General features: G+C 72.6%; 16 protein-coding genes. 10 read left to right on the top strand and 6 right to left on the bottom strand.

The genetic code is table 11. From position 1 onward, the window contains the following. Positions 1-386 precede the first annotated feature (386 nt). Positions 387-1,586, bottom strand: coding sequence for an MFS transporter (locus LHA35_RS23605; protein WP_226613035.1), 1,200 nt, complete (start codon positions 1,584-1,586; stop codon positions 387-389). A gap of 147 nt (positions 1,587-1,733) precedes the next feature. On the opposite strand from LHA35_RS23605, the gene LHA35_RS23600 reads away from it, so the two are divergent. Then, on the top strand, positions 1,734-2,168 hold the full coding sequence (locus LHA35_RS23600) for a DUF6481 family protein (RefSeq protein WP_226613032.1): 435 nt from the start codon (positions 1,734-1,736) through the stop codon (positions 2,166-2,168). A gap of 527 nt (positions 2,169-2,695) precedes the next feature. Here the strand turns inward: LHA35_RS23600 and LHA35_RS23595 are convergent. From LHA35_RS23595 to LHA35_RS23580, 4 genes are all read right to left on the bottom strand, one after another. Next, positions 2,696-2,887, bottom strand: a complete 192-nt coding sequence (locus LHA35_RS23595; protein WP_226613029.1) for a hypothetical protein — start codon at positions 2,885-2,887, stop codon at positions 2,696-2,698. A gap of 213 nt (positions 2,888-3,100) precedes the next feature. After that, positions 3,101-3,565, bottom strand: coding sequence for a YbaN family protein (locus tag LHA35_RS23590; protein ID WP_226613026.1), 465 nt, complete (start codon positions 3,563-3,565; stop codon positions 3,101-3,103). Positions 3,566-3,573: 8 nt separating this feature from the next. Further along, on the bottom strand, positions 3,574-4,266 hold the full coding sequence (locus tag LHA35_RS23585) for a DJ-1/PfpI family protein (RefSeq protein ID WP_226613025.1): 693 nt from the start codon (positions 4,264-4,266) through the stop codon (positions 3,574-3,576). Beyond that, a complete protein-coding gene (locus LHA35_RS23580) occupies positions 4,263-4,856 on the bottom strand; it encodes an HPP family protein (RefSeq protein WP_226613022.1) in 594 nt (197 codons plus the stop codon). Before LHA35_RS23580 ends, LHA35_RS23585 begins: the two co-directional genes overlap by 4 nt. A 198-nt stretch (positions 4,857-5,054) precedes the next feature. Between LHA35_RS23580 and LHA35_RS23575 the strand changes: the two genes are divergently transcribed. From LHA35_RS23575 to LHA35_RS23565, 3 genes are all read left to right on the top strand, one after another. Further along, positions 5,055-6,293 (top strand): cytochrome P450, encoded by a 1,239-nt coding sequence (locus LHA35_RS23575; RefSeq protein ID WP_226613018.1) that lies wholly within the window; start codon positions 5,055-5,057, stop codon positions 6,291-6,293. A 109-nt stretch (positions 6,294-6,402) separates the two neighbouring features. Continuing rightward, positions 6,403-7,644 carry an ABC transporter substrate-binding protein gene (locus tag LHA35_RS23570; protein ID WP_226613013.1) on the top strand — a complete coding sequence of 414 codons (1,242 nt, stop codon included), beginning with the start codon at positions 6,403-6,405 and terminating at the stop codon, positions 7,642-7,644. Between the two features lie 149 nt (positions 7,645-7,793). Then, a complete protein-coding gene (locus tag LHA35_RS23565) occupies positions 7,794-9,038 on the top strand; it encodes a Zn-dependent hydrolase (RefSeq protein WP_226613010.1) in 1,245 nt (414 codons plus the stop codon). Positions 9,039-9,067: 29 nt separating this feature from the next. On the opposite strand, the gene LHA35_RS23560 is transcribed toward LHA35_RS23565, so the two are convergent. Continuing rightward, a complete protein-coding gene (locus LHA35_RS23560; RefSeq protein WP_226613004.1) occupies positions 9,068-9,820 on the bottom strand; it encodes a VIT1/CCC1 transporter family protein in 753 nt (250 codons plus the stop codon). Between the two features lie 154 nt (positions 9,821-9,974). On the opposite strand from LHA35_RS23560, the gene tkt reads away from it, so the two are divergent. The 6 genes from tkt (at position 9,975) to LHA35_RS23530 (ending at position 15,962) form a co-directional block, all read left to right on the top strand. Further along, a complete protein-coding gene (gene tkt / locus LHA35_RS23555) occupies positions 9,975-12,014 on the top strand; it encodes a transketolase (protein ID WP_226612999.1) in 2,040 nt (679 codons plus the stop codon). A 139-nt stretch (positions 12,015-12,153) separates the two neighbouring features. Next, complete coding sequence (gap, locus tag LHA35_RS23550; protein WP_226612996.1) at positions 12,154-13,194, top strand: type I glyceraldehyde-3-phosphate dehydrogenase; 1,041 nt, start codon at positions 12,154-12,156, stop codon at positions 13,192-13,194. A gap of 166 nt (positions 13,195-13,360) precedes the next feature. Next, positions 13,361-14,554 carry a phosphoglycerate kinase gene (locus LHA35_RS23545; RefSeq protein WP_226612993.1) on the top strand — a complete coding sequence of 398 codons (1,194 nt, stop codon included), beginning with the start codon at positions 13,361-13,363 and terminating at the stop codon, positions 14,552-14,554. Between the two features lie 66 nt (positions 14,555-14,620). After that, positions 14,621-14,920: a hypothetical protein gene (locus LHA35_RS23540; protein WP_226612990.1), complete on the top strand. Its 300-nt coding sequence runs from the start codon at positions 14,621-14,623 to the stop codon at positions 14,918-14,920. 137 nt (positions 14,921-15,057) lie between these two features. After that, a complete protein-coding gene (locus tag LHA35_RS23535) occupies positions 15,058-15,606 on the top strand; it encodes an NUDIX hydrolase (protein WP_226612986.1) in 549 nt (182 codons plus the stop codon). Beyond that, the gene (locus tag LHA35_RS23530; protein ID WP_226612979.1) at positions 15,606-15,962 is read left to right on the top strand and encodes a hypothetical protein; all 357 of its coding nucleotides are present in this window, start codon (positions 15,606-15,608) and stop codon (positions 15,960-15,962) included. The genes LHA35_RS23535 and LHA35_RS23530 overlap by 1 nt, the downstream gene beginning before the upstream one ends. Positions 15,963-16,154: the final 192 nt, after the last annotated feature.

The following is a 16,154-nucleotide window of genomic DNA, read 5'->3' as shown; positions in this document are numbered from 1 at the left end:
AAGGGAGCGCCGCTGGCGCCGGAAACGTGTTTCTGGCAGCCGCCACGCGGCAGCGGGCGCATGGAAGGTCCGCCGGAGCCTACCGCACCCGCCGATCCTGCGCGCTTTTCAGCAGCCTGCTAGAGCCGATCGCGGAGGGGCGTCAGCGGATTGCGTTCAGATATGAACGCAATCCGCTGACGCCGCTCCGGACCCGGCAGGCCGGCACGCGCTGCGTGCCGGCCTTTTCCGTGCCGCCGCCATGGTGGAATGCCGCCAGGACGGGGTGCCGGTCCGCCGCAGCCCATGATGGGCCGGCCTGCCTCCCGGCCTCCACGCCCGTCCGCCACCGGCACGGCAGCGGATCAGGCCGTGCCTCCGTCCCGCACGGCCTCCCGCGATCTGCTCTACCGCCGCCCAAGCCGCAGGCCGAGCGCAAGAATCCCGAGCGCCGCCAGGGTGAAGGCCGCCGCGGCCCCGAAGCCGCCGATCGCCAGCCCCACCAGCACCGGCCCCAGCGCCTGCCCGGCGAAAAAATGGCAGGCATGCAGCGCGACGGCGGAGCCGCGCGCCTCCGGCGCCACCTCCGTCACCCGCGTCTGGATGCTGTTGTGGATCATGTAGAAGCCGGTCCCGAGCACCAGGCCCGCCGCGACGAACAGCGCCGCCGCGGGCGCGAAGGCGAAGCCCAGCAGCGCCAGCCCGGCGATCACGCCGCCGAGTTGCACCATGCGGGACTGGCCCATCCGCCGCAGCATCGGCCGGGCCAGCGCGGCATAGGCGAAGCCGCCGCAGCCGAAGGCCGCGACCGCAAGGCCCGCCTCCAGGCTCGCCCCCGCCGCGCTGCCGAGGCCGCGCGCCTCCAACACCGGGGCGAGATAGGGAAAGGTGCCGAAGACCAGCAGGCCCTCGATGAAGACGGCGGCGAAGAGCAGCCGCGCCGCCGGCATCCCGAGGATCGTCCGGTAGCGGCCGAGCGCCCGCACCGGCTCGAACCGCCGCCGCGGCTCGGGCGGGCCACCGAAGGGGATGAGGAAGAGCAGGCCGGCCGCGACCAGGGCGACGCCGCCGCAGAGCGCCAGCACGCCGCGCCAGCCGAGGAAGGGCGCCAGCACGCCGGCCAGCGCGCCGCCCGCGATCTGCCCGGCGATCGCGAAGACCACCACGCGGCTGAGCGCCACCTGCCGATCCTCGATCGGCACGGCATCGCCAACGGTCGCCAGGGTCAGTGGCATGATGCCGCCGGCCGCCATGCCGGTCAGCGCCCGCAGCACCATCAGCGAGCCGAGATCGGGCGCGAGTGGCGCGACGAGGGCAAAGAAGGAGAGGAGGAGGAGCGCGGCGCGGATGACCCGCCGCTTGCCCAGCGCATCGCCGACCGGCCCGAGGATGGGCTGGATCGCCGCGAAGGGTACGGCGAAGGCGGTGGCCAGCAGCGCGACATTGTCGGCCGAGGTGGCGAATTCGGCGGCGATGGTGGTGACGAAGGGATCGGTGGCACGGACGCTCAGCGCCCCGGCGAAGGCGGCGAGGCCGAGCAGGAGGATGAGGCGGCGGGTCGACCCCGGCGCGGCGCGCGGCGTCGGGCCGGCGGTGTCGGACGGCATCGGCCCCCTATGCGCCCAGGCACGTCGCCCGTCCATCGGGGCGGCCCGGGCGGAGCCCGGCGGCGGGGATGGCTGGGCCGCGCCGGATGCATCGCTCGCGGACAGCGCATCCTATGCCGGCCGCGTGTTTTCGCGTAGAAAGGCCGGATGAATGCTCGCAAGCTCGACAATTTCAATGACCGGCTGACCACCCAGGCGAAGGCGAAGCAGGCGCTGCTCGAGAGGTTCCGCGCCCGCCCCGCCCAGGACGACCCGGCGCTCGTTGCGAAGCGCGAGGCCCAGAAGGCGATCGCCGAGGCCCGTGCGGTCCGGATCGCCGAGCGCAAGGCGGCCAAGGAAGCCGAGGCCGCCCGCCTGGCGGCCGAGGCCAAGGCGCGGGCCGAGGCGGAGGCCGCCGAGGCGCGCGCACGGACGCTGCGCGAGGCCGAGGAACGGGCGGCGGCGGCCCGCACGGAGGCCGAGCAGCGCGACCGCGCCGCCCAGCTCGATGAGGAGAAGAAGGCGCGTGCCCTGGCGCTCGCGGCCGAGCAGAAGGCGAAGCGGGACGCGCGCTACGCGGCGCGCAAGGCGCGCCAGCGCTGAGGCCGGCGCGGCGCGGCCCGGCGGACCGGGCCCTGCCGCGGCGGGCAAGGGGTGCCTGTGGCGGATGGCGTTCTGGACTGAACGCCAGGCTGCTGCAGACCAATGATTGTCGGACGGATTCAGGCTCCCGGGCGTTCGCGTCCGTCCGCGATCCACTCTCGGCACAGGCAGTTCCGAAGCGGTCCGCCATCGGGCGAAGCCGGCTATGCGTGCACCATCGGCGCGCCGCCGGATCCACCCTGCTGCGAGGCGGGCGCGATGCCAGCGGACCGGATCACCTACAGCGGATTGCCTTCATATCGATCTGAACGCCAAGCCGCTGTAGGCGGTGGACCTTGCTGCGGGGCGCCGGACAAAGGCTGGCTGAGCGGACCCGATGCCGGTCCGCATGCCGCGGACCGGCATTTCATTTGGCTGTCTGGCGCGCGGCGACCGCCCCATCCCGGCGCGCGGTGCCGGGCGGTGTAAGCGGCCTGCCAAAGGGACGGCTGGACTCCCGGGCGCGCCGGCAATGCGCGCCTGGGGGCCTATCGCCGCGACTGGCCCTTCCTGATCTCGCGCTCCACCGCGCTGCGCTCGGCGGAGCCGAGGCGGCGGATGATCTCCCGCACGATGGCGGGGCTGATTCGGTGGCGCTTGGCCAGGTAGGCGATCTCCTCCTCGATGCGAGCGGCATCGACCGGAGGCTGGGTATCGGCTTTCGCCGGAGAATATGCCACGGGGAATGTCCTGCGGTTCCGGCGCCGCCCTGGGCGGCGCCGTGCCATCAAGCCGGGATCACGGGGGTAGGCGGGCCGCGGCGCGACCTGAACACCTCATATGGGCGCTTCCGCCCGGAATTGCCCGTGCGGTGCCGGGCTGCCCACCCGCGCCCGGCGCAGGGGAGACCCTCGCCGCGCCCATGGCTGGCCCATGCACCCTCGCTGCGGGCTTCAGCGCGGCCGCGGCGCGGCGGTTTCCCCCATGGGGCCGCGCGGCCGCGGCTGCGACGGCCGGCTGAGGATATAGGCCGCGACCGCCAGCATGCAGGCCCCGGCGAGGCCGGAAGCCAGCAGGTCGCGGAAGATCGCCGTCATCACCAGCCAGCCGAGCGCCATGCCGGCCAGCGCGGCGCGCTTCGCGCGCGGGCTGATGCTGCCATGGTCCTCCCAGTGGCGCAGCGTCGCGCCGAAGCGCGGATGGGCGCGCAGCCTGGCACGCAGCGCCGGGGAGGCGCGACCGAAGGCCCAGGCGGCAAGGATCAGGAAGATGGTGGTCGGCATCAGCGGCAGCACCGCGCCGATCGCCGCCAGCGCCAGGCAGGCATAGCCGATGCCGAGCAGCAGCAGTCGGTTCGTCCCGCGCGCCGGCGGAGGATCCCCGGGCGGAGGCTCCCCGGGCGCCTGCTCCTCCGGCATCGCGCCGGTCAGGCGGCGGTCAGCCGCGCCGCGACGCGGGCGACCAGCGCCTCCCGCTCCGCCCGCATCGCCGCGCCGCGGCTGCGCGCCGCGGCCAGCACCGCCTCCGGCGCCTGGGAGGGGTGGCCGGCCGCGAAGGGCGGCGCCGGCGCGTATTCGATCTGCAGCTGGATCGCCTGCGCCGCTTCCGGCCCGGCGATCTCCGCCACGATGGTCAGGGCGAAATCGATCCCGGCCGTCACGCCCCCGCCGGTGACGAGGGGACCGTCCCGCACCACCCGCGCCTCCACCGGCTTGGCGCCGAGCGCGGCGAGGAAATCATGGCTCGCCCAATGTGTCGTGGCGCGCCGGCCCCGCAGCAGCCCGGCCGCGCCCAGCACCAGCGCCCCGGTGCAGACCGAGGTGACCCAGCGCGCCCCCGGTGCCTGGCGGCGGAGGAAGGCCAGCACCTCCGCATCCTCCATCAGCGCCGCGACGCCGGGCCCGCCCGGCACGCAGAGCAGGTCGAGCTGCGAGCAATCCGCCAGCGCCGTGTCGGCCAGAAGGGTGAGGCCGGTATCGGACCGCACCGGCCCGGCCTGTTTCCAGAGGGTGCGGACCGTCGCGCCGGGCAGGCGGCTCAGCACCTCGAAGGGTCCGGTGAGGTCGAGCTGGGTGAGGCGCGGGAAGAGCAGGAAGCCGATGCTGAGTCCGGTCGTCATTCGGGCAGGTCCCTCGGGCGGGCGGGCGATGCTGCCATGGCCGGCCGCCGGGGCGAAGCCTCGCGGAAGCGCGGCCAGGGCCCGGCGCCCCAGGGGCGCGGCAGGTTGTTGACCATGCTCGCCACCAGGAAGAGCACGAGCAGCCCCGGCAGCACGGGCGAGAGCAGGAAGCCGGGCCCGGCCTGTTCGGCGAAGACCACGATCGGGTTGGCGCCGGCGGGGGAGTGGATGGTGCGCGTCGCCATCATCAGGCTGAGGGCGGCGCCCACCGCGAGCGCGGCCCAGAGCTCGACCGGCCCGCCAAAGGCCAGGTGGCCGGCGCGGAAGACCAGCCCGGTGGCCGTCGCCAGCAGATGCCCGCCGAGGAAGCTGCGCGGCTGCGCCATGATCCCGCGCGGCATGCCGAAGAGGATGACGCAGGAACCGCCGAGCGAGGGCAGCAGCCAGGGGTGGTCGGTCCATTGCAGCAGGCCGACGCAGCCGAGCAGGGCGAAGGTGGTGCCGGCGAAGCCGGCAAGCAGGCGCTGCGGCGGCGTCCGGCGACGCGGGTGACGCTTCTCGGCGCGGCCCGCGCGTGGCGTGGCGATCATCGGGTGTGAAGCGGATCCGAATCCGGGTGGTTGCAGGCCGCCATGCTGCGCCTTGCCGTCGCGTGATGCCACCCCCGGACGCACGGCTTCGCCAGTGGCCCGGCACGATCGCGCGCCGCATAGTGCAACACGCCCGATCCCTGCCCCCGAACGGCGCCGGCCATGGCCGGCGCCCCACCGCCGCCGGAGAGTCGCCCCATGTCCGACATGCCTGGCCTGGCCGCGCGCCTGCTTGCCCTGGGGATGCGGCACATGGACCTGGTCTTCCGCATCCTACGCAACACCCTGCCCATCCTGGTGGTCCGCCGGGGCGGCCGGCACTATGCGCTCATCACCCGCTATGACGACGTGCAGGAGGTGCTGTCCCGCCCCAACACCTTCAACGTGGTCTATGCGCCGAAGATCGCGGTCATCATGGAGGGCGACAACATCTTCCTCGGCATGCGGGACGAGGAGCGGCAGAGGCGCGACAAGGCCACCCTGCGCCTTGCCGCGCCGCAGGCCGAGGCGATGGCGCGGGTGAAGCCGGAGACGAGGCGGCTGGCGGAGGAGGTGATCGGCCGCGTGCGGGAGAGGGGACGCCTCGACCTCGCCATGGAACTGACGCAGGAGGTCACGACACGCCTGTTCGGTGCCTATTTCGGCACGCCCGGCCGGTCGGTGGAGGAGATCTCCGAACAGGCGCGGCGGCTCTTCGGCTACATGTTCGCCAGCCCCGGCAACGATCCGGCACGGCAGGCCAGGGCGGAACCGGTGGCCGCCGCCCTGCGCCGCGACATCGAGGAGACGATCAGGGCGCGCAAGCAGGACCGCGGCCGGCATGACGACATGCTGGAGCGCTGCCTGCGCTTCCAGGATATCGGCCTGCCCGGCCTGTCGGACCGGGAGATCCGCAACAACCTGATCGGGCTGATCGTCGGCGCCATGCCGCAGGCCCCCATGCTGATCCCGCAGCTCTTCGACCGGCTGCTCGACCGCCCGCGGGAACTGGCCGAGGCGCAGGCCGCGGCGCGCGCCGATGACGATGCCGCGGTCGCCCGCTACGTCTTCGAGGCCGCCCGCTTCTGGCCGCTGGCGCCCTGGCTGTACCGGCAGTGCGAGGAGACCTACCGGCTGGCCGGCGGCACCCTGCGGTCGCGGGTGATCCCGCGCGGCACGCTGGTCCTGGCGGCGACCCGCTCCGCCATGTTCGATGGCCGGCGGGTCCCCCGCCCGCGCGCCTTCCGCACCGACCGGCCGGACCACGCCTATATGCATTTCGGCTACGGCTTGCATGAGTGCTTCGGGATCCACATGAACAAGGTCATGGTGCCGGAGATCTGCAAGGCCGTGCTGCGGCTGCCCGGTCTCCGCCGGGCGCCGGGGCCGGAGGGGCGGATCCGGATGGACGACGAGTTCGGGATCTTCCCGATGAACCTGACGGTCGAATTCGGCTGAGCGGCGCCTCAGGTTCGGGCTTACGCGGCGGCGATCCGATCCGGTAGCATCCCCCCGCGCAGGCGGCCCGGACCTTCCAAGAGGCCGCCGCGCGGGGAGGAACGACATCATGGCCCATCCGGACCGCAGGACCATCCTCAAGGCGGCGGCGACCGCGCCGGCGCTCGGCGGCCTGCCCTGGCGCAGCGCCCGGGCGCAAGCGGCGAATACCATCCGGCTCGGCGTGCCGGTGGACATGTCTGGGATGTACCGCGACGTCACGGGCCAGGTCTCGGTCGCCGCGGTGCGGCAGGCGGTGCAGGATTTCGGCCCGCGCGGCTTCAACGTGGAGATCCTGGCAGCCGACCACCAGAACCGGCCCGATATCGGCGTCAACATCGCCCGCCAGTGGTTCGACCGCGACGGCGTGGATTGCCTGGTGGATGTCGCCACCTCCTCCGTCGCGCTCGCGGTCAACGACCTGGTGCGGGAGAAGAACAAGGTCCATCTGAACAGCTCCGCCGCCAGTTCCGACCTCACGGGCAGGAGCTGCTCGCCCAACATGGTGCACTGGACCTACGACACCTGGATGCTGGCGAATTCCGTCGGCGGCGCGACGGTGCGGGCGGGCGGCGACACCTGGTTCTTCATCACCGCCGACTACGCCTTCGGCCATGCGCTGGAACGCGACACGGCGGGCTTCGTGCGCGCCGCGGGCGGCAGGGTGCTGGGCAGCGTGCGCACCCCCTTCCCCGGCACGCAGGATTTCTCCTCCTTCTTGCTGCAGGCGCAGGCGAGCAATGCCAAGGTGATCGGCCTGGCGAATGCCGGCACGGACACGACCAACTGCGTGAAGCAGGCGGCCGAATTCGGCCTGACCCGGCGCGGCATCAAGCTGGCCTCCCTGCTGCTCTTCATCACGGAGGTGCATTCGCTCGGCCTCAGGACTGCCGCCGGGCTGATCGTGACGGAGAGCTTCTACTGGGACCTGAACGACCGCACCCGCGCCTTCACTGCGCGGCTGCGCCAGCAGGTCGGACCCAATCCGGGCATCGCCAGCACCCATGCCGGCACCTATGCCGCGGCGCTGCACTACCTGAAGGCGGTGCAGGACATGGGCGTGGCAGCCGCCAAGGCGAGCGGCGCGGAAGCGGTCGCACGCATGAAGGCCATGCCGGCCGATGACGATGCCTTCGGCACCGGCCGGATCCGGGAGGACGGGCGGAAGCTGCACCCCGTCTATCTGTTCGAGGTGAAGCGGCCCGAGGAAAGCCGCGGCGCCTTCGACTACTACAAGGTGTTGCAGACCACGCCGGCGGAGGAAGCCTTCCGGCCGCTCGCGCAGGGTGGCTGCCCGCTGGTGCGGGCCTGAGGGGGACGCGTGCCTGCCGCCTGGGGCAGGCACGCGCCACGCCGGCGATGCCGGGGTGCCCGGGCCGGCCGGTTCCGCCGGCCCTCGTTCCGCGCTAGACCCGCGGCCTTCCGCGCCGCCAGGCGGCGCAACAGCCGGCCGGAGGCAGCATGAGCGGCACGAACCAGCGGATTGACGGCAAGCGGCTGTGGGACAGCCTGATGTCCATGGCGGAGATCGGCGCGACGCCGAAGGGCGGCGTGAAGCGCCTCACGCTCACCGAGGTGGACCGCGCCGGCCGCGACCGCTTCCGCGCCTGGTGCGAGGCGCTCGGCCTCACGGTCCGGGTGGACGCCATCGGCAACATGTTCGCCCGGCGGGAGGGCCGCGACCCGAACCGCCTGCCGGTGCTGATGGGCAGCCACCTGGACAGCCAGCCATCGGGGGGCAAGTTCGACGGCGCGCTCGGCGTCATCGCCGGGCTCGAGGTCATGCGCAGCCTGAACGACCTCGGCATCCAGACCGAGGCGCCGATCGAGCTGGTGAACTGGACCGATGAGGAAGGCAGCCGCTTCGGCCATTCCCTGATGGGCAGCGGCGCCTGGGCCGGGGTCTATCCGCTGGAGAAGGTCTATGGCCTGCAGGATGTGGAGGGTGTCTCGGTCGAGCAGGCGCTGACCGCGATCGGCTACAAGGGCGAGCACCCGGCAAAGCCCTTCCCCGCGGATGCCTATTTCGAGCTGCATATCGAGCAGGGCCCGATCCTGGAGAAGGAGGGCCGGCAGATCGGCATCGTCACCGGCGCGCAGGCGCAGGTCTGGTACGACGCGGTGGTGACGGGCCAGGACGCGCATGCCGGCACTACCCCGCCCTCCGCCCGCCGCGATGCGCTGGTGACCACCGCGCGGATCATCGACCTGGTGGACCGGCTCATGCGCGCGCGGGGCGAGGATGGCCGCGGCACGGTGGGGCAGCTGCATGTCTTCCCGAACAGCCGCAACGTCGTCCCCGGGGAGGTCCGCTTCAGCGTCGAGTTCCGCCACCCCGACTTTGCCGAGATCGAGGCACTCGCGGCCGACTTCCCGCGGCAGGCCGAGGCCATCGCGCGCGATGGCGGCACGCCGCTGGCCCTGACGGAGCTGTTCCGCCTGCCGGCGCAGCCCTTCGATCCCGGATGCGTCGATCTGGTGCGCCAGGCGGCGGCGAAGCTCGGCCTGCCGGCGCGGGAGATCGTGAGCGGCGCCGGGCATGACGCGGTCTATGTCGCGCGCAGCGTGCCGACGGCGATGATCTTCACCCCCTGCAAGGACGGCCTCTCCCACAACGAGGCCGAGAGCATCCAGCCGGAGGAGGCCGAGGCCGGCTGCCAGGTGCTGTTCGAGGCGGTGCTGGCCCGGGCGAACCGGGCGCTGTAGCCGGGCCGGGGGGCTTTGCCCCCCGCCCATCACCCGCCGACCAGCCCGGCCACCACGAAGGCGAGGGCGGCCGCGACGCCGCCGACCGCCAGCCTCTGCACCGCGCCGCGCAGTGCCGGCAGGCCGGTCACCCGCGCCTTCAGCCAGCCGAAGCCGAACAGCGCGATGCCGGTCAGCGCCGCGGACCAGGCCAGCGCCGGCATGGTCTCGTTCAGCAGCATGTAGGGCGCAATCGGGATCAGCCCGCCCGCCACATAGGCGCCGGCGGTGGTCACCGCCGAGGACGCCGCCCGCCCCGGCACCGGCTCGGCCAGTTCCAGTTCGAAGCGCATCATGAAATCCACCCAGCGCCGGCGGTCGGAGGCGACGGCCTCCGTCGCGCGCTGCAGCGTCTCTCCCCGCAGGCCGTAGCGGTGGAGGATGGCCGAGACCTCCCACTTCTCCCGCTCGGGATAGTCGTGGGTCTCCTGTTCCTCCCGCCGCCGCTCCGCCGCGTAGTGCTGCGCATCCGTCCGCGCGGCGAGGTAGCCGCCGAGCCCCAGGGCGACGCCGCCGGCGGCGATCACGGTGAGGCCGGCGGTCACGATCGGCGGGTTGGCCGTGACGGCGCCGGAGAGGCCGGCGGCGAGCGCGAAGGGCAGGGTCAGGCCATCGGCCATGCCGATGACGAGGTCGCGGGCGGTCTCGGAGACGGTGACATGCTGCTCGCCCTCGGGCGGCCCGGGCGGCTGCGGCGGCAGCCCTTCGCGGTAGGGCGCGGGCGCGGGGGCGGCTGAATCCATGGGCGTCCTATACCGCGCCGCAGCACCGCGCCGCCAGTCGGCTTCCCCTTCCGCCCCAGCAGAGAACCCAGGGGCGAAGATTCCGCCCTGCCTTGCGCGGTTGCCGCCTCCGGCCCGTCGCCGTATAGGGCGCGGCAATCCGGAGATTGCTGCTTTGGCCAGTCTTGCCCCGAGCCCCGACGCCCCCAACCCGGCCCTCGAGGCCCAGGCCGCCATCCTGGCGCGCCCGGCCACGGAGGAGCGGCGGATGGCGGATGCGATCCGGGCGCTTGCGATCGATGCGGTGGAGAAGGCGAAGTCCGGCCATCCCGGCATGCCCATGGGCATGGCGGATGCGGCCACCGTCCTCTTCACGCGCTTCCTGAAATTCGATGCCGCCGACCCGCGCTGGCCGGACCGCGACCGCTTCGTGCTCTCGGCCGGCCACGGTTCCATGCTGCTCTATGCCCTGCTGCACCTGACAGGGCATGCGGGCATGGGGATCGAGGAGCTGCAGCGCTTCCGCCAGCTCCACTCCCCCGCCGCCGGCCATCCCGAATTCGGCGAGCATCCGGGCATCGAGACCACCACCGGCCCGCTCGGCCAGGGGCTGGCCAATGCCGTCGGCATGGCGCTGGCGGAGCGGCTGCTGGCGGCGCGCTTCGGCAAGTCCCTGGTGGACCACCGCACCTGGGTCATCGCCGGCGATGGCTGCATGCAGGAAGGCATCAGCCACGAGGCGGCGAGCCTCGCCGGGCATCTGCAGCTCGAGAAGCTCTGCGTCCTCTACGACGACAACAGCATCACCATCGATGGCGATACCGGCCTCTCCTTCAGCGACGACACGCTGAAGCGCTTCCAGGCCTATGGCTGGGCGGTACGCCGGGTGGACGGGCACGACGCCGCCGAGGTGGAGGCGGCCCTCACCTGGGCGACCCGCAACCGCAGGCCGACCCTGATCGCCTGCCGCACCATCATCGGCTTCTCCGCCCCCAGCAAGGCCGGCACGGCGGGCAGCCATGGCAGCCCGCTCGGCCCGAACGAGGCGGCGGCGGCGAAGAGCGCCATGGGCTGGAACCACCCGCCCTTCGAGGTGCCGGAGGGCATCCGGGAGCGCTGGAACGCCGCCGGCCGCCGCGGCGCCGGCACCCGCCATTCCTGGCTGAAGCGCCTGGCCAAGCACCCGATGCGCGCCGAGTTCGAGCGCGCCATGGCCGGCAAGCTGCCCGAGTCCTGGCATGAGCCGCTGGCCGAGCTGCGCGCCAAGCACGCCGTGGACGGGCCGAAGCTCGCCACCCGCGTCTCCTCCCAGAAGGCGCTGGAGGCGCTGGTGCCGGCGGTGCCGGAGATGGTCGGCGGCTCGGCCGACCTCACCGGGTCCAACAACACCAATGTGAAGGGCATTCCCTCCGTCGTCCGGGGGAATTTTGCCGGGCGCTACATCCACTGGGGCGTGCGGGAGCACGGCATGGCCGCCGCCATGAACGGCATGGCGCTGCATGGCGGCATCATCCCCTATTCCGGCACCTTCCTGGTCTTCGCCGACTACATGCGGCCGGCGATCCGGCTCGCCGCGCTGATGCGCCAGCGGGTCATCCATGTGCTGACGCATGACAGCATCGGCCTGGGCGAGGACGGCCCGACCCACCAGCCCGTCGAGACCCTGGCCAGCCTGCGCGCCATCCCGAACCTGGTGGTCTTCCGCCCCGGCGACGCGATGGAGACGGCGGAGTGCTGGGAACTGGCGGTGAAGCGGGCGGATGGGCCCTCGGTCCTCGCCCTCTCGCGCCAGAACCTGGCCGCCTTCCGCACCGATGCCGGCGAGAACCGCTGCGCCCGCGGCGGCTATGTGGCGGAGGAGGCCAGCGGCCCCCGCCGCGCCACCCTGATCGCCACCGGCTCCGAGGTGGGGGTGGCGCTGGCCGCCAGGGCGGCGCTGGAGGCGGAGGGCATCCCGGTCGCGGTGGTTTCGCTGCCCTCCTGGGAACTCTTTGCCGCCCAGGACGCCAGCTACCAGACGCAGGTGCTGGGCGATGCGCTGCGCGTCGGCATCGAGGCGGCGATCGGCTTCGGCTGGGAGCGCTGGTTGGGGCCGGATGGCCTCTTCATCGGCATGACCGGCTTCGGCGCCTCGGCGCCGGCCGAGGATCTGTTCCGCCATTTCGGCATCACGCCGGAAGCGGTTGTCGCGGCGGTGAAGAAGCGCCTCGGCTGAGGCTGCCTTCGCGGGGCGCTGAATAGGCAGCGCCCTGCGGACCTGGAATAAGGCTTCTGGACCGGATCCCGGCCCGGCCCACCTCAGGCCCCGGCGGTCCGGCCCAATGACGATCGAGCGAAAGAGAGGGGAAAAGATCATGGCCGTGAAGGTCGCCATCAACGGCTTCGGGCGCATCGGGCGCCTGGTGCTCCGCGCGATGATCGAGAGCGGGCGCAGCGATGTCGAGTGCGTCGCCATCAACGACCTCGGTTCGGTCGAGGCGAATGCCCATCTCTTCCGCTACGACAGCGTCCATGGCCGCTTCCCCGGCGAGGTGCAGGTCGAGGGCAGCAGCCTCCTCATCACCGCCAATGGCCGCCGCTACTCGCCCATCAAGGTGACGGCCGAGCGGGACCCGACCAAGCTGCCCTGGCAGGGCGTGGATGTCGCCGCCGAGTGCACCGGCATCTTCACCAATTCTGACAAGGCGGCACTCCTGCTGCAGGCCGGCGCGCGCAAGGTGCTGGTCTCCGCCCCCGTCACCTGGGCCGAGGCGCATTCCGACAGCTCCGCCCAGGCGACCATCGTCTATGGCGTGAACCACCACATCCTGAAGCCCTCGCACCAGATCGTCTCGAACGCCTCCTGCACCACCAACTGCCTCGCCCCCGTGGCGAAGGTGCTGCACGAGAAGTTCGGCATCCTGCGCGGCTACATGGTCACCATCCACGCCTATACCGGTGACCAGAACACGGTGGACACGCTGCACAAGGACCTGCACCGCGCCCGCGCCGCGGCGGTTTCCGCCATCCCGACCAGCACCGGCGCGGCCAAGGCCGTCGGCCTCGTGCTGCCGGAGCTGAAGGGCAAGCTGGACGGCACCGCCATCCGCATCCCGACCCCGAATGTCTCCCTCATCTCCCTCGACGTGAACCTCAAGGCCGAGGGCGTGACGAAGGAGATGGTGAACCAGGCGATGAAGGAGGCCTCGGAGGGCGAGCTGAAGGGCATCCTCGGCTACAACACCCAGCCGCTGGTCAGCATCGACTTCAACCACGATGCCCATTCCTCGACCTTCGACGCCACCCAGACCCAGGTCGTGGACGGCGCGATGGTCCGGGTGATGAGCTGGTACGACAACGAGTGGGGCTTCTCCAACCGCATGTCGGACACCGCCGCGCTGCTCGGCAAGCTCTGAGCCCCGCATAGACGACACGGCGCCCGCCCGACCCTCCCCCGACCAGGAGGCCGGGGGGCGCCGCTGCGGCGGCGGGGCGGGACGGGCACTGGACGCAGTGCCGCGGGCCGGAATCGCGCCATGGCGCGTTCCGCCCTGCGGTGATCCGCCCTTGAGGAGCCCTCCGATGGCCCGCTTCCGTACGCTTGATTCCCTTGACCCCCGCGGCAAACGCGTCCTGCTCCGCGCGGACCTGAACGTCCCGGTCAAGGACGGCCGCATCACCGACCGTACCCGCATCGAACGCCTGACGCCCACCATCCGCGAGCTGGCGGAGAAGGGCGGCCGCGTCATCGTCTGCAGCCATTTCGACCGCCCCAAGGGCAAGCGCGTGCCCGAGATGTCGCTGAGGCCGATGGCGGAGGCGCTGGGCGAGGCGCTCGGCAAGCCCGTCACCTTCGTCGATGACTGCGTGGGGCCGGAGGCGGAGGCCGCCGCCGCCGCCATGCGCGACGGCGATGTCGTCCTGCTGGAGAACACCCGCTACCACGCCGGCGAGGAGAAGAACGACCCGGCGCTCTCGGCCGGCCTCGCCAAGCTCGCCGACGTCTTCGTCAACGATGCCTTCTCCGCCGCGCACCGCGCGCATGCCAGCACCGAGGGCGTGGCGAAGCTGCTGCCGGCCTATGCCGGGCGGCTGATGCAGGCGGAGCTGGAGGCGCTGGACGCCGCGCTCGGCAACCCTGCCCGGCCGGTGGTCGCCATCGTCGGCGGCGCCAAGGTCAGCACCAAGCTCGACCTGCTCGGCAACCTTTCGAAGAAGGTGGATGTGCTGGTCATCGGCGGCGCCATGGCCAACACCTTCCTCGCGGCGCAGGGCCATTCCGTCGGCAAGTCCCTGCAGGAGGCGGAGATGCACGACACCGCCAGGAAGATCCTGGAGGAGGCGAAGGCCAACAACTGCGAGATCCTGCTGCCGACCGACCTGGTGGTGGCGGCGAGCTTCGCCCCCCATGTGCCGACCCGCACCGTCGGCATCGACAAGGTGCCGGCCGACATGATGGCGCTGGATGTCGGCCCCGACACGGTGGCGGCAATCGAGACGCGGCTGCGCAAGGCATCGACCCTGGTCTGGAACGGCCCGCTCGGCGCCTTCGAGACCCCGCCCTTCGATACGGCGACGGTCGCGACCGCCCAGTCCGTCGCGGCGCTGACGCAATCGGCCGGGCTGAAGTCGATCGGTGGCGGCGGCGACACCGTCTCCGCCCTCAAGCATGCCGGCGTCGCCGACCGCATGACCTATGTCTCGGCCGCCGGCGGCGCCTTCCTGGAATGGCTGGAAGGCAAGACCCTGCCGGGCGTGGCGGCGCTGGAAGGCTGATCGCCTTCCCGTCACCCAACCACAGGTTACTGGACCCTTAAGGCCGGGGCGGCGTAAGGCCGCCCCATGCGCATCGCCCCCGCAGCCCCGCCCGGCCGCCACCGCATCCCGTCCCGGCGGGTGGCCTTAACGGTCGATTCGGACCTGGGCGCTACCATCCTGCGCATGATCGCCACCCATTCGCTCAGCGCCTTCACGCCGGCCATCGGCCGGCCGGGGGAAACGCAGCCGGTTCGGGGCGTCTCCCCCGCCGCACCGGTCACGGCGCAGGGCCAGGCCGCCACATCGCAGCGGCCGCTCGAGGCCGTGCCGCCCCAGCCCCTCCGCCCCCTGCCCCGCGGCTCGCTGCTCGACCTGCGGGTCTGAGGCGGCGCGGCCGCCCGGCGCCACGGCTTGGCCGCGCCGCACCCGGCTTCGCGCCTTCGGCGTCACGGTGGCCGGCACCCTCCTGACACGCCCAACCGGCCCTTGCGCCCGGGCGCAGCGCCGCGCATCGTCGCCGCATGCCGGATTTCCTCCGCACCGTCCCGCCCGGGGATGACCGAGAGCGCCTGACCTGCCCGGATTGCGGCTTCGTCGCCTATGAGAATCCGAAGATCGTGGTCGGCAGCGTCGTCTCCGAAGGCGGCCGCATCCTGCTCTGCCGCCGCGCCATCGAGCCGCGCCGCGGCTTCTGGACCCTGCCCGCCGGCTACATGGAAATGGCCGAGACGGTGGAGGAAGGCGCCCGGCGCGAGGCCTGGGAGGAAGCGCGCGCCCGCATCGCCCTCGATGGCGTGCTCGCCGTCTATTCCATCGCCCGCATCGGCCAGGTGCAGGTGATCTTCCGCGCCGGCTTCGAGAGCCCGGGCTTCGAGGCAGGGCCGGAAAGCCTCGAGGTCCGGCTCTTTGGCTGGGACGAGATCCCCTGGGAGGAAGTCGCCTTCCCCTCCGTCCACTGGGCGCTCCGCCACTGGCGGGAGAGGGAGGGCCGCCCTCTGGCGGCGCCGGCCACCAACCCGCCCGATGATCCTCGGGGCAGCCGGCCGCCGCCGCGGCAAGCTGGCCTGTGATGCGCCGACGGGACCTCCTGCCCCTGCTGCTGCTCCTGCCGGCGGCGCCCGCCCTGGCGCAGCAGAGATCCCGCACTGCCGGCAAGCCGCCGGCGCTGGACCTGCCCAAGTCCCCCGCCCAGCCACCCGCGGGCAAGTCGGCACAGGCGCCGCGATCCAGCCACGCCCCGGTGCCGGACCGGACGAAGGAGGGGCCGCGTGTGGTGGAGGAGGACCGGGCGCGGATCAATCCCAGCATCATCAACCGCAACATGCCCGGCCGCGGCCAGGCGCAGGAAGGCAGCCCGGACCTGCTGGAGGACAAGCTGTTCCGCCCGGCACCGGGGGTCCGGCTGAACGCGCCCTTCTCCTATTGAGGCGCGATGCCATTCCCGGGCGAGCCCGCTGCCGGGCTGGTACCGCAGCCATGTCCGGGCGGGTTCGGCGGCCGCCGTCCGCAGGCGAGGGTGCAGGCACGGCTACCCGCATCCGGGCGCCCTCCACGCCACCAGCGGGGAGGCGAGCATCACCGCCGGCGCGCTGACCCGCCTGCCCGGGTTCAGGCGCCC

The organism is Roseicella aerolata (genome assembly GCF_020523605.1).
GTDB classification, from domain to species: domain Bacteria; phylum Pseudomonadota; class Alphaproteobacteria; order Acetobacterales; family Acetobacteraceae; genus Paracraurococcus; species Paracraurococcus aerolatus.
The sequence above is the reverse complement of the archived record's forward strand: the minus strand, read 5'-3'. Positions and strand labels throughout refer to the sequence as shown.